The organism is uncultured Dokdonia sp. (genome assembly GCF_937910895.1).
Taxonomy (GTDB): Bacteria; Bacteroidota; Bacteroidia; order Flavobacteriales; family Flavobacteriaceae; genus Dokdonia.
The window spans coordinates 126,446-142,779 of sequence record NZ_CALEMI010000052.1 but is presented as its reverse complement, the minus strand read 5'-3'; the positions used below and the strand labels follow the sequence as shown (position 1 = coordinate 142,779).

Below are 16,334 nucleotides of genomic sequence, written 5' to 3'. Positions count from 1 at the left end.
TTACATCCATTTCATAGATTTTCAATTAGTGTCTATTGTGATTTTATTTCGCACTAGTAATGCTTTGATCTTGAAAACCATATACATTTCAAATTAACTTTAAAAACTTACGTCGTGATAGAACATTTAATACATACACTACAGTCGTCAAAAATCGGACTCAAGGTTGTAAACGGGAGTCTCAAAATTAATGCTCCAAAGGATGCTCTGACCCCAGAAATCATTGATGAAATCAAAGCTCATAAAAGTGAGTTAATCGCATTACTTTCTTCTTCAGAGTCTATACCTAAAGCAGTGAAGAAAGATTTTTATGCACTTACGTCTTCTCAGCAGCAATTATGGACATTGAGCCAGTTTGATTCAGGGAACTCTGCATATAATATATTTGAGGCGTTTGAATTTAATGGACTATTAGATTTTGATAAACTATCGTTGGCTTTTAATCAATTAGTAGATCGACACGAAAGTCTTCGTACGGTCTTTAAAGAAGATCAGGATGGGACATTGAGTCAGTATATTGTTTCTACAGAGGCATATACGGGATCTTTACAGTTTGTAGATTTAAGTGATACTGCTAATGATGAATTAAGAGCGTATTCTGATACCATTCAAAAACACGCTTTTGACTTAGAAAAAGGACCTTTATTTATAGGAGAGATTGTTAAAATTTCTGATAAGAAACACATCCTAATGCTTAACATGCATCATATCATAGGAGATGGTTGGTCTATGGGAGTTTTGAGTAGAGAGTTTATGACTATATATAATGGGCTTTCTTTAGGACAAGAAGTAATATTGCCAGAATTACCTATTCAGTATAAAGATTATTCAGAATGGCAGAATAGTGAGACAAGGCAGGCTGTATTAGAAAAATCTGAAGCCTTTTGGTTAGATACGTTTTCTGGAGACTTACCTATTTTGGAATTACCTTCTAATAAAGTAAGACCAAAACTTAAAACCTATAACGGATCAAGTTTAGATTATGAATTTTCAAAAGAATTTACGGCACTACTCAATGGGTATGCTCAAAAAAATGGGATGACCTTATTTATGGTCTTAATGGCTAGTATTAATGGATTACTTTCTAGGTATACTAATACAAGAGATATCATTCTAGGAACTCCAGTAGCAGGTAGAGATCATAGTGATTTAGAAAATCAAGTAGGATTGTACTTAAATACATTAGCCATTAGAACATCTTTTGAAAAAGAGGCAACGTTTGAAGCGTTATTAGCAATACAAAAAGAAACCTTATTAAGTGCGTATTCACATCAGGAATATCCTTTTGGTAGTTTAGTAAGAGAACTTGATATAAAAAGAGATTTAAGTAGATCTGTATTATTTGATGCCTTAGTTGTATTTCAAAATCAGCAGGGATTATTGGTATCTGAAGGTTTAAATTTGAATGGTGTTGAGATTACTCCTTATCAGAATATGGAAAAGTCATTTAGTAAATATGACTTGAGTTTTATCTTTTCGGAGAAAAAAGGGAAGCTCTCATTACACATAGAGTATAACACAGATATTTATGAATTAGATTTTATAGAACGATTAAGTGTTCATTTTGATAATTTTTTAGCCAAAGCAGTACAAACACCACAAGATAAGGTGTCTACCATCAATTACTTAACTCCTGAAGAGGAGTCACAGTTGTTAGTTCATTTTAATGCGACAACTGTTGATTATCCAGATACTACTATGGTAGATCTGTTTGTAAATCAAGCAAAAAAGACACCAGATGCTACCGCTTTAATGTTTGGAGACATAAGTTTTACCTATAAAGAGTTGGATGAGTTATCAAATCAGTTATCACATTATTTACTGAGTACTTATAACTTAGAATTAGAAAATCTAGTTGGGGTAAAATTAGACCGCACTGAGTGGTTACTTATTTCATTATTAGCTGTTCTTAAAGCAGGATGTGCTTATGTACCTTTAGATACAAAGTATCCAGCACAGCGTATTGCGTATATAGAACAAGATAGCCAATGTAGAGTAACCATAGATAAAGAGGTGATCGCCTCATTTATAACTGCAGAACCTATTTCTAAGGAGTTGCCAAGTGTAACTTTTGGATCTGAGAATTTGGCGTATATTATTTATACTTCAGGGTCTACAGGGAAGCCAAAGGGAGTAATGATTACTCATAAGAATGCTTCTTCTATGTTGCATTGGTCTGCAAGTGAATTTAGCGATACTCATTTTGATGTATTATATGCAGTAACGTCACATTGTTTTGATTTATCTGTATATGAATTTTTCTACCCTTTAAGTATAGGCAAGCCTATCCGATTATTGGATAGCGGATTATCCATAAGTGATTATATAGATACCGACAGTCATATTTTAATAAATACCGTTCCTTCGGTTTTAAAGATGCTCATAGATAAGGAAGTTAATTTTTCTAATGTAGTAGGTATTAACTTGGCAGGAGAACCATTTCCAGCAAGCATCACCTCCTATTTTAAGGATTCAGGAATTGCCTTACGTAATTTATATGGTCCATCAGAAGACACAACCTATAGTAGTATCTATCGAGTAGAAAAAGAGTATGATCGTTCTGTTCCTATTGGAAATGGTATTCACAACACTCAGTTTTATATACTCTCGGATGCATTAGCATTACAACCTGTAGGAGTAATTGGAGAGATTTGTATCTCTGGTGACGGGATCTCGAGAGGGTATTTGCATCAACCAGAATTAACAAAAGAGAAGTTTGTTGTTAACCGCTTTCGCGAAAGCGGAACCTTATATAAAACCGGAGATTTAGGAAAATGGTTATCTAACGGTAGCATAGAATATGTAGGAAGAAAAGATAGTCAAGTAAAGATACGTGGGCATCGTATAGAATTAGGAGAAATTGAGCATGTATTAGAATTACAAGAAGGAATTGATCAATGTGTTGTGATGACATCAAAAGTTCAAGACGAACTGGTAATTGTCACTTATTTGGTAAGTGAACATCCAGTAGATAAGCAAGAACTTCGTTTGTCATTAGGACAAGAACTGCCTGAGTATATGTTGCCAAGTTACTATGTATTTCTAGATGAGATGCCGTTAACGCCCAATGGGAAGATAGACAAGAAAGCACTACCGCCTATAAGTTCTGACGATGTTATCAAACGTGAGTACGTAGCCCCAACCAATGAGATAGAAGAAACACTCGCTCAATTATGGGAAGAGGTGCTAGGACTAGAAAAAATAGGAGTTACCGATAACTTTTTTGAGTTAGGAGGTAATAGCTTAAAAGCTACAGTCTTAATCAACAAAATTAATAAAGCCTACAATACACGGTTTTCCATTCAAGACTTATATGAAACCCAAGAGATTATGGGGGTTTCTAAGAAATTACAATTCATTGTTTTTCAGAACCAATTAGAGTTAGAAACCGCTGATAATATGGATGAAATAACCATTTAAAAATCTTAATTTTTAATAAGTATTTATTTTAAAAGCATGGCTATTTACAATATCCATACTTGTTAACGCCCTTCACTTACGTCATTATTAATAAAACCTACTGATATCCAATAGGTAATGCCAGTGCGTAACTCTAGAAACCATTTTGGTGTTTCAAATTAACTTGGAAAAAATCATATCGTGATAACACATTTAATACATACGTTACAATCATTAAAGATTGGACTCAAGGTTGTAGATGGAAGTCTTAAAATCAATGCTCCTAAAGGAACTTTGACCCCTGAGATCGTTGATCAAATCAAAGCACATAAGAGTGAGTTGATTACATTACTTTCTTCTTCGGAGTCTATTCCTAAAGCAGCACAGAAAGACTATTATGCGCTTACATCTTCTCAACAACGCTTATGGACATTAAGTCAGTTTGGAGAAGCTAATACAGCATATAACATATTTAATGCGTTTGAATTTAAAGGAACTTTAGATATCAATATTCTATCGTTAGCTTTTATTAAATTAATTGAGAGACACGAGAGTTTACGTACGGTCTTTAAAGAAGATAGACAAGGGAATTTAAGTCAATATATAGTACCTATTCAAACGTATCCAGGCGCTTTACAGTTCGTAGATCTAAGCAATGCAACTACTGATGCTCTAAGAGCATATTCTGAAGCGATGCAAAAGCATACTTTTGATCTAGCTAAAGGCCCATTATTTATAGGGGCGATTGTTAAAGTAGCTGAGGATAAGCATGTCTTAATGTTTACTATGCACCATATTATCGGAGATGGATGGTCTATGGAACTATTAAATAAAGAATGTATTATTATCTATAATGGGCTTTCTTTAGGACACGAAGTGATGTTGCCAGAATTACCTATTCAATATAAGGATTATTCAGAATGGCAAAATACAGACGCTAGAAAAGTCTTATTAGAAAAATCTAAAAGCTTTTGGTTAGATACGTTTTCAGGAGAATTACCCGTATTAGAATTACCTTCTACTAAGATGAGACCAAAGCTTAAAACTAGCAATGGTTCTAGTATCTATTACAAATTTTCTGAAGAATTCACATCTCAGCTTAATAGGTATGCTCAGCAAAATGGAGCGACACTATTCATGGTTTTGATGACTGGAATTAATGGGTTACTCTCTAGATATACAAATACAAAGGATATTATTTTAGGCACACCAGTAGCTGGAAGAGAACATACGGACTTAGAAAACCAAGTAGGGTTATATTTAAATACGCTAGCCATCCGCACAAGATTTGAAGAAGCTACAAGTTTTGAGGAGTTACTTGCGATACAGAAAAATACATTATTAGATGCATACGCACATCAGGAATATCCTTTTGATCGTTTGGTAGAAGAACTTGATATAAAAAGAGATTTAAGTAGATCGACGTTGTTTGATACATTGGTTGTATTCCAGAACCAACAGGAATTATTATTTTCTGAAGAATTAACACTTCATGGAATTGAAATATCTTCGTATGAAGATATAGAGAAGTCATTTAGCAAGTTTGATCTAAGCTTTTCTTTTGCAGAAGTAAAAGGGAGGATACATTTAAATTTAGGGTATAATACAGATATTTATACCTTAGATTTCATAACGCAAACTATACATCATCTTGAACGTTTTTTAGAAATAGGAGTTTCTAACTCAAAAGAAAAAATTAGTACAATTGATTTTCTTTCACTAGAAGAAAAGCAACAAATGCTGGTTGATTTTAACACCACTCAAACGACATATCCAAAAGAAAAAACAGTTATTGATTTATTTTTAAATCAAGTAAATGAGACGCCAGAGGCAACGGCAATACAATGTGAAAATTCAAAAATCACGTATCAAGAATTAGATATTTTATCAAATCAATTAGCGCATTATATAACATCTACATATACTATTTCTAAAGAAGAAATCATTAGTATACACTTAGAAAAAAGCGAGTGGTTTATTATCAGTCTACTTGCAGTACTCAAAGCTGGATGCACGTATTTGCCAATAGATGTTAATTATCCAGAAGAGAGAATCTCTTATATAAAATCAAATAGTAATTGTAAAATAACTATTGATGAGAGTTTACTTACTGATTTTAGAATATCAGAAGTAACATTCTCTAAAAAATTTACTGCAGAAGCATCAGCACTGGCGTATGTCATTTATACTTCAGGATCAACAGGAAAACCAAAAGGAGTGATGGTAGGCCATGACTCTCTAGTAAATTATATACTGCACCAATCTAAAAATTATGCTATAGACCACACTGAGAGTATATTGTATTTCTCTAATGTTGCTTTTGATGCCTCTATTGAACAACTATTTTTAGCATTATTAAACGGAGCTTCGTTAGTCATCGTATCAAAAGATGATATTATAGACGTTGCCAATTTTTCAAAAGTTTTAAAAGAGTACAATATTACTCATTTTCATGCAACCCCTAGCTACATCAATCAAATTCAGGATATAGAGAGTTGCACAGGTTTGAGAAGAATTATTTGTGCTGGAGAAACTTGCCCTAAAGAATTAGCAGATAGACTAAGTAGTAACGTAGATTTTTATAACAAATATGGACCAACAGAAACTACGATTAGTTCAACAATATATAAGTACGATACTCAAAAATCTATAGGTCAATCCGTACCTATTGGAAAGCCTATTTCTAATACAGAGATTTATATTGTTTCTGAAGATGATTTATTACAGCCTATGGGGGTTGTTGGAGAGATTTGTATTTCTGGTGATGGTTTGTCAAGAGGGTATTTACATCAACCAGAATTAACAAAAGAGAAATTTGTTGTTAACCGCTTTCGCGAAAGCGGACTCCTTTACAAAACTGGAGATTTAGGAAGATGGCTTCCTGATGGGAATATAGAGTTTGTTGGCAGAAAAGATGACCAGGTAAAAATAAGAGGGTATCGTATTGAATTAGGAGAGATAGAAAACACATTAGTAGCTACAGATGTTATTACTCAGGCTGTTGTAACGGTGAGTGAGTTTCAAGGCGAGAATGTTTTGGTGGCTTATTATACTAGTGATGAAGTTATAGATAAGCAAGTTTTACGTACTTCATTACGCAGTGAATTACCGGATTATATGGTGCCTAGCTATTTTATAGCACTTGAGTCGATTCCATTAACAGCTAATGGTAAGGTAGATAAGAAAGCATTGCCAGTTATCGCTTCAGAAGATTTAATAAAAAACGAATATGTTGCTCCTACGACCGAAGTAGAGAAACAATTAGTTACTATTTGGGAAGAAGTTTTAGGGATGGATCCTATAGGAATTACCGATAATTTCTTTGAATTAGGCGGTCATAGTCTTAAAGTTACATTGATCGTTAATAAAATTAAAACTGAATTAGGATTAGCGGTATCTATAAAAGATATGTTTTTATATCCTACCATATCAGGGATTACAACGCAGCTAAAAGAGAGTACACAAACATCAATTCCAACCTCAGAAGAAAAGGCAAGCTATGCTTTGACCTCATCTCAACGTAGGTTATGGGTGTTAAGTCAGTTTGAACAAGGGAGTGTTGCGTATAATATTCCTGCTGTTTTTCAGCTAGAAGGTACTGTAAACGTTACATTAATAGAGGAAGCTTTTGCTATTTTAATAGATCGTCATGAGAGTTTACGTACGCGTTTTATGCGTAATGATCAAGAAGAAGTACGTCAATACATCCTTTCTTGTAGCGATGTTAATTTTGTGATAGCACAACAAGACTTGAGCGATGCAAAAGATCAAGATGTAGCGATTGCCGATGTTCTTAAAGCTAACAATAGTCACTGTTTTGATTTAAGTAATGCCCCTTTAATTAAGGCAGGCTTAGTTAAATTGGCTACAGAAAATCACTTACTGGTATTAAACATGCATCACATCATTAGTGATGGATGGTCTATGGAAATATTGAGTAAGGAATTTATGATGATTTATGCTTCATTAGTAAAAGGAGACTTAATAACATTACCAACACTCTCTATACAATATAAAGATTATGCAGAGTGGCTAGCAACAGAAGCCCAAAGATCTAAGTTATTAGCATCAGAAACCTATTGGTTAACTCAATTTAAAGGAGAATTGCCAGTATTAGAATTGCCTACATTTAAAGCAAGACCAAAAATTAAAACCTATAATGGAGATGCCATAAACCACCATTTTTCTAAAGAGTTAAGTGCTGAGTTAAGAATATTTTCAGAGCGCCGAGGAGTTAGTCTATTTATAACGTTAATGGCAGGGTTGAACGGATTGCTTTCTAGATATGCAAATACTACAGACATTACATTGGGAACACCGGTGGCGGGAAGAGGAGAAGCCGTATTAGAAAATCAGATAGGATTATACCTCAATACACTAGCAATACGCACAAAGTTTGATAATACCTTCAGTTTTGAAGAGTTATTACAACTTCAAAAAGATACTTTATTAGATGCCTATGCGCACCAAGAATATCCATTTGATAGTCTCGTAGATACATTAAATGTTCAACACGATACGAGCAGATCTGCTTTATTTGATGTCATTGTAGTATTACAGAATCAGCAAAACTTATTTGGGGGAAAAGATATTACTATAGAAGGATTAGAAATAAGTCCCTACACAAAACAACAACGTTCTATAAGTCAGTTTGATTTAAGTTTTGTTTTTTCAGAAACAACAGATCAATTATCATTACATCTAGACTACAATACAGATATTTATAAGAAGACTTTTGTAGAGAATTTAGTAAATCATTTAGAGAATTTATTGAAAAGTTGTATTCAAAATTCTAATGAAAGTGTCGCTAAGATGAACTTCTTACGTGAAGCCGATACTCATCAATTAGTCGCTAGCTTTAATAATACCAAAGTACCGTATGATATCGATAGAACTATTGTTGAAGTATTTACAACACAGGTAGAGAAAACTCCAAACGCTATTGCTCTTGAGTATAATAAAAAACAATTCACATATAAAGAAGTAGACGAGTTATCAAATCAGATGGCACATTATTTACTATCCAACTTTGAGTTGTCAAAAGAAGATATTGTAGGAGTTACCTTAGATCGAAGTGAGTGGTTAGTGATCTCTATTTTATCAGTTTTAAAGACAGGATGTGCTTACGTCCCGATTGACCCAAGTTATCCTAAGCAACGCATTGAATACATTAAAGAAGATAGCAAGTGTGTAATCACCATAAATGAAGAGATCATACACTCATTTTTACGTACAGAAAACATACCTACATCACTTCCAGAAGTACACATATTACCTTCAAACTTGGCATACGTGATTTACACATCAGGTTCTACAGGAAGGCCTAAAGGGGTTATGGTAGAACATAAAAGTGTATTAAATTTATGCTTCTGGCATATATCTGCATACGGAGTTACAACATCTAGTAAAGGAAGTCTTTATGCAGGAATTGGATTTGATGCTTCGGTATGGGAAATCTATCCTTATTTATTATCAGGAGCTTCATTAGTTCCAATTTCTGATTCAGAAGTTAGATACGATGCAACTCTTCTCGCAGGATTTTTGAAAGAAAATGCAATTACACATGCGTATTTGCCTACAAAAATCTGTGAGGCGCTGGTAGCTCAAGACATCGAATTAGAAAACATTAAAATTTTAACAGGAGGAGAAGCACTTAAATTACCAGAAGCAAAGCAAGGATTACATATTTATAATAACTATGGACCATCTGAAAATACGGTAGTTACCACAAGTTTTAACCTTGAAGATCGTGTAGGAGAAAATATTCCTATTGGAAAGCCTATTTCTAATACAGAGATTTATATTGTTTCTGAAGATGATTTATTACAGCCTATGGGGGTTGTTGGAGAGATTTGTATTTCTGGTGATGGTTTGTCAAGAGGGTATTTACATCAACCAGAATTAACAAAAGAGAAATTTGTTGTTAACCGCTTTCGCGAAAGCGGACTCCTTTACAAAACTGGAGATTTAGGAAGATGGCTTCCTGATGGGAATATAGAGTTTGTTGGCAGAAAAGATGACCAGGTAAAAATAAGAGGGTATCGTATTGAATTAGGAGAGATAGAAAACACATTAGTAGCTACAGATGTTATTACTCAGGCTGTTGTAACGGTGAGTGAGTTTCAAGGCGAGAATGTTTTGGTGGCTTATTATACTAGTGATGAAGTTATAGATAAGCAAGTTTTACGTACTTCATTACGCAGTGAATTACCGGATTATATGGTGCCTAGCTATTTTATAGCACTTGAGTCGATTCCATTAACAGCTAATGGTAAGGTAGATAAGAAAGCATTGCCAGTTATCGCTTCAGAAGATTTAATAAAAAACGAATATGTTGCTCCTACGACCGAAGTAGAGAAACAATTAGTTACTATTTGGGAAGAAGTTTTAGGGATGGATCCTATAGGAATTACCGATAATTTCTTTGAATTAGGCGGTCATAGTCTTAAAGTTACATTGATCGTTAATAAAATTAAAACTGAATTAGGATTAGCGGTATCTATAAAAGATATGTTTTTATATCCTACCATATCAGGGATTACAACGCAGCTAAAAGAGAGTACACAAACATCAATTCCAACCTCAGAAGAAAAGGCAAGCTATGCTTTGACCTCATCTCAACGTAGGTTATGGGTGTTAAGTCAGTTTGAACAAGGGAGTGTTGCGTATAATATTCCTGCTGTTTTTCAGCTAGAAGGTACTGTAAACGTTACATTAATAGAGGAAGCTTTTGCTATTTTAATAGATCGTCATGAGAGTTTACGTACGCGTTTTATGCGTAATGATCAAGAAGAAGTACGTCAATACATCCTTTCTTGTAGCGATGTTAATTTTGTGATAGCACAACAAGACTTGAGCGATGCAAAAGATCAAGATGTAGCGATTGCCGATGTTCTTAAAGCTAACAATAGTCACTGTTTTGATTTAAGTAATGCCCCTTTAATTAAGGCAGGCTTAGTTAAATTGGCTACAGAAAATCACTTACTGGTATTAAACATGCATCACATCATTAGTGATGGATGGTCTATGGAAATATTGAGTAAGGAATTTATGATGATTTATGCTTCATTAGTAAAAGGAGACTTAATAACATTACCAACACTCTCTATACAATATAAAGATTATGCAGAGTGGCTAGCAACAGAAGCCCAAAGATCTAAGTTATTAGCATCAGAAACCTATTGGTTAACTCAATTTAAAGGAGAATTGCCAGTATTAGAATTGCCTACATTTAAAGCAAGACCCCAGGTTAAGACATACAATGGAGGCTATTTTGCTCAAACATTTTCTAAAGAAGTACGTAATCAAGTGCATGCATTTTCAGAAAATAATGGCGTAAGTGTCTTTATGACGTTAATGGCAGGGTTGAACGGATTGCTTTCTAGATATACCAATACTACAGACATTACATTGGGAACACCGGTAGCTGGAAGAGATCATAAAGCGTTAGAAAATCAAATAGGATTATATTTAAATACATTAGCGATACGCACACAATTTGACGAGGATGCTTCTTTTAATACATTGTTAAGTATTCAAAAAAATACACTTTTAGATGCGTATGCACATCAAGGATATCCTTTAGATAGTTTAGTAGACAAGCTAGATTTACAACATGACACTAGTCGATCTGCATTGTTTGATCTGATGGTCGTATTTCAAAATCAGCAAAACTTATTTGGAGTTCAAGAGATCGCTATAGATCACTTAGAAATAAGTCCTTATACGCAACAACATCGCAATGTAAGTCAGTTTGATATTAGCTTTATTTTTTCTGATCATAACGATACGTTATCATTGCAATTAGAGTACAATACTGATATTTATGATATTATTTTTATAGAAAAAATAGCAACACACTTAGAGGCGTTTTTAAAAGAATGTATCACACATCCAAATAATCGTATCGCAGAGGTATCCTATATTACAGAAAAAGAGAAGCTACAATTATTAAATGATTTTAATCATACAGAAGTAGTATATCCAAAGAATAAAACAATCGTAGAATTATTTGTTGAGCAGGTAGAAAAAACACCAGAATCAACAGCTCTTATTTTTGAAGATAATGTGTATACCTATAGAGAACTTGATACTGTTTCTACGAGACTTGCAAACTATTTATTAAACTGTTATGACTTTGAAATTGAAGATTTAGTAGGAGTTAAACTTGATAATAGTGAGTGGCAGATTATTTCTATCCTAGCAATTTTAAAAGTAGGCTGCGCTTATGTGCCGATTGATACAAATTATCCAGCGCAACGTATTGTATATATGGAAGAGGATAGTGCGTGTAAAATTACTATAGATGAAGATGTACTCAAGGCTTTTAATAATGAGATCAAGCTTTCTAATACATTACCTGCGGTCCAAGGATCATCAGATCACTTAGCTTATGTAATGTATACTTCTGGATCTACAGGAAATCCTAAAGGAGTAATGATAGAACAGAAGAGTATTGTTCGTTTAGTAAAGTCTACCAACTTTTACCAGTTTTCTACTACAGACGTTTTATTAAGCACGGGAGCTTTTTCGTTTGATGCAACAACGTTTGAGTATTGGGGAACTTTGTTAAATGGGGCTTGCTTGATACTATCTTCAAAAGATACATTATTGGATAGTGATTTGCTGTCTAGAGAGATAGAAGAGAGAGGTGTAAATGTCATGTGGTTCACTGCTGGCTGGCTTCAAATGCTAGTAGATACGTCTATCACATTGTTTTCTCCATTAGCTACAGTACTAGCAGGAGGTGATAAATTATCGCCAAAACATATTGAGAAGCTAAAGAATACCTATCCAGAATTAGAAATTATTAATGGGTACGGTCCTACAGAGAACACAACATTTTCTCTTACGTATAACATCCCAGATGTAGTGGGAGATATTCCAATAGGATACCCAATTAATAATAGTACTGCGTATATTCTTTCAGAAAATCTAGATGTACAACCTATAGGAGTTGTCGGTGAAATTTGTTTAGGAGGAGATGGATTGTCTAGAGGATATTTAAACCATCCTGAGTTAACAGCAGAGAAGTTTGTCAAAGACCGCTTTCGCGAAAGCGGAACCTTATATAAAACCGGAGATTTAGGACGTTGGTTGCCAGATGGGAAGATCGCCTTTATGGGACGTAAAGACAATCAGGTAAAAATAAGAGGATATCGTATTGAGCTAGGTGAGATTGAACATGCATTATTATCTCATGCAGAAATTTCTCAAGCGGTTGTCATGATTAAGGATATGCATAATACCAAAGAAATTGTAGCATATATCGTAAACGATAGTCTCATAGATAAACAAGAGTTAAGAACATCACTACGTGTGATGCTACCAGACTATATGTTACCTAGTTATTATGTTTTATTAGATACAATACCATTAACATCAAATGGAAAAGTAGATAGGAAGTGTTTACCAGAGGTTACTATAGATGATGCTATTCAGCAAAAATATGTGGCTCCAAATACAGCTACAGAATTAAAAATTGCTGAGATCTGGAGTAAAATACTCCAAAAAAATACCATCGGTGCTACTGATAGCTTTTTTGAACTAGGAGGACATAGCTTAAAGGCTACACAGTTAATTAATGAATATCATAAATCTTTTCAAGTTAAACTAGGTTTAAAAGATATATTTTCAAATCCAACCTTGGTGGCTCATGCCAACTTACTAGAGAAGTCTAAAGTAACTACGCATTACAAAATCGCTAAGATTCCTACATCAGAAAGTTATGCAGTATCTGCTGGTCAGCATAGACTATGGACACTATGTCAATTAGACGGAGGATCTGAAGTTTATAACATGCCTTTTCACACAGTGTTAGAAGGAGATTATGATATTGACTGTTTTAGTAAAGCTGTATTAGCTGTAATAGATAGGCATGAAATATTACGTACTGTTTTTAAACTGAATACTGAAGGTGCTTTACATCAATATGTACTTCCTTTTAACGAGTTAGTTTTTAAGATCGGATATACTGATTTTAGAGAAGCAACAGATAGTTTAGGAGAAGCAATGCGCTATATGGATGAAGATGCTTACAAATCTTTTGATTTAGAAGCTGGCCCGTTATTTCGCGCAAGCGTACTAAGAACGGCAGATGATGCTTATATCTTTTATTACAATATGCATCATATTATTAGTGATGGATGGTCTATGGGAGTTATTTCAAAAGATGTTTTAGCATTTTATGAATCTTTCATCACAGAGACGCCATTAACTATTGACCCTCTTAAGATCCAATATAAAGATTATGCTGCCTGGCAATTATCTCAATTTGAAGAAGCGCAGAGTAGTATAGATAAAGACTATTGGACGTCATTGTTATCAGGAGAATTACCGTTATTAAATTTGCCGTCTAGTTTTTTAAGACCATCTGTAAAAACACATAAAGGAAACGGTTTTAGAACATATATATCAAAAGAAGATACAAAGGCACTTAAGGATTTTAATCAAGAACATAATGGAAGTCTATTTATTAGCTTATTGTCGGTTTGGAATGTATTGTTTTACAAATACACCTCGTCAAAAGATATCATTTTAGGAAGTCCTATAGCGGGTAGAGATCATACAGATCTAGTAGATCAGATAGGATTTTATGTAAATATGCTGGCACTGAGAAATGAGATTGATCCTTCAGAAAACTTTGTTTCATTATATAATAGGATAAAAAATACAACACTAGAAGCTTATGAACATCAGATGTACCCTTTTGATCATCTGGTAGAAGCTATAGATTTAAAACGAGACGTAAGTCGTAATGCTATTTTTGATGTGATGTTAGTATTACAAAATAATACAACGGAATCATCTGAAATCATTATTTCTGAAGAGGATGTAGACGTAATTGCAGATTCTGATAAAAAAGTATCAAAATATGATATAGAGATTGGTTTTAAAGAGATAGGCGATTATATATCATTTGATATGACATACAACACAGATGTGTATGAAGCAGATATGATTAAAAGCTTGATGTCTCATTTTAAACAACTGGTAGGTAGTTTATTAAAGTCACCAACGATTACTATAGATATGATACCGTATTTAAAAGAGTCAGAGAGAAATTATTTACTACATGAGCTTAATGCTACTAGTGTCGGATATCCAAAAGATAATACAATTATTGATTTGTTTGTGGCACAAGCTATAAAGACACCTCAGGATATCGCTTTAATCTATGGTGAAAAAGAGTTCACTTATGAAGAGCTAGATAAAAAGTCGAATGAGTTATCTAATTATTTATTAAGTTATTATGATCTCTCTAGCGAAGATCTAATAGGTATCAAAATAGCTCGTAATGAATGGTTACTCATCTCTATCCTAGCAGTACTTAAATCAGGATGTGCTTATGTACCTATTGATCCTAATTATCCACAACAACGAATTGAATATATAGAGGAGGATAGTCAGTGTAAAGTTACCATAGATAAAGATTTACTGGAAGTATTTGCTAATGAAAGCGACATCCCAAGTAAACCACCCAAAGTAACTGTCACTGCAGATACACTTGCGTATGTAATTTACACAAGTGGATCAACTGGCAAACCAAAAGGAGTTATGATTACACATAACAATGCGGTTGCTATGTTATATTGGTCAATCCGAGAGTTTAAGGATACGGATTTTGATGTGTTATATGCAGTTACATCTCATTGTTTTGACTTATCAATATATGAGTTTTTCTACCCACTAAGTATTGGAAAGAAAATACGATTATTACCTAATGGCTTAGTTATAGGAGACTATTTGAATACTGATAGTAACGTATTACTTAATACAGTACCATCTGTTATACAAACGCTTTTAGATAAAAAGGTTTCCTTTAAAAATACTGTAGCGATTAACCTTGCAGGCGAACCATTTCCTTTAACTCTAGCAAATCATTTTGCTAATTCTGGAATTGAAATGCGTAATCTATATGGACCATCAGAGGATACTACATATAGTAGTTGCTTGAAATTAGAAGGTTCATATAATCGATCAGTACCAATAGGCAAACCTTTGGATAATACACAGTTTTATATTGTGTCAGAAAATCTAGAGTTACAACCTGTAGGTGTTGTTGGAGAGATTTGTATTTCTGGAGAAGGACTCTCTAGAGGCTATTTAAATCAACCTGAATTAACTAAAGAAAAGTTTGTAAATCACCCATATCTCTCAGGAGATCGGATGTATAAAACGGGTGATTTAGGGAGATGGCTATCAGATGGAACTATAGAGTATATGGGAAGAAAAGATAGCCAAGTAAAGGTAAGAGGCTATCGTATAGAATTGGGAGAGATAGAGCATGTGCTCCTATCGTATGATCATATTGATAAGGCCGTTGTCGTGGTTAAAAAAGTAGACAATGATCCTGTAATCGTAACGTATTTAGTAAGTGATTCACTGATAGATAAGCAAAAATTGCGATTTTCATTAGGGACTCAATTACCCGATTATATGATCCCGAGTTACTATGTAATACTTGATACTATTCCATTAACACCTAATGGGAAAGTAGATAAAAAGGCATTACCTGATATTGAAGAAAAAGATATTATTAAACAAGAATATATAGCACCAAAAACCGATATAGAAAAGCGACTCGTAGAAATGTGGGAAGATGTTCTAGGGATTAAAAAGGTAGGAGTTACAGATAATTTCTTTGAGTTAGGAGGTAATAGCTTAAAGGCAATGAATCTTATTTTTAAAATTAAAAATGAGTTTAATGCTCAAGTTAATATCCAACAGGTTTTTGTGAATCCAACAATAGCATTCTTAGCTGTTAGTATTGAAAATTGTATTTGGACTACTCAGAATACAAAAGATTTAAAAAAGATAGTTATTTAAAAGCAACTTTGTTGATACGAAAGTATGAATGAAATATGAATTTGTACGGTCAATAAAATAATGATCTTCTAAAGATTCAGTGTAGCTTATTAGAAGAGGAGGTGTTA

2 protein-coding genes are annotated in these 16,334 nt (G+C 33.7%); both read left to right on the top strand.

Features of this window, described 5'->3' with window-relative positions; genetic code table 11:
• Positions 1-114: 114 nt before the first annotated feature.
• On the top strand, positions 115-3,420 hold the full coding sequence (locus Q0505_RS06855) for an amino acid adenylation domain-containing protein (RefSeq protein ID WP_299210511.1): 3,306 nt from the start codon (positions 115-117) through the stop codon (positions 3,418-3,420).
• A 180-nt stretch (positions 3,421-3,600) separates the two neighbouring features.
• A complete protein-coding gene (locus Q0505_RS06850) occupies positions 3,601-16,227 on the top strand; it encodes a non-ribosomal peptide synthetase (RefSeq protein ID WP_299210509.1) in 12,627 nt (4,208 codons plus the stop codon).
• The last annotated feature ends 107 nt before the right edge of the window (positions 16,228-16,334 follow it).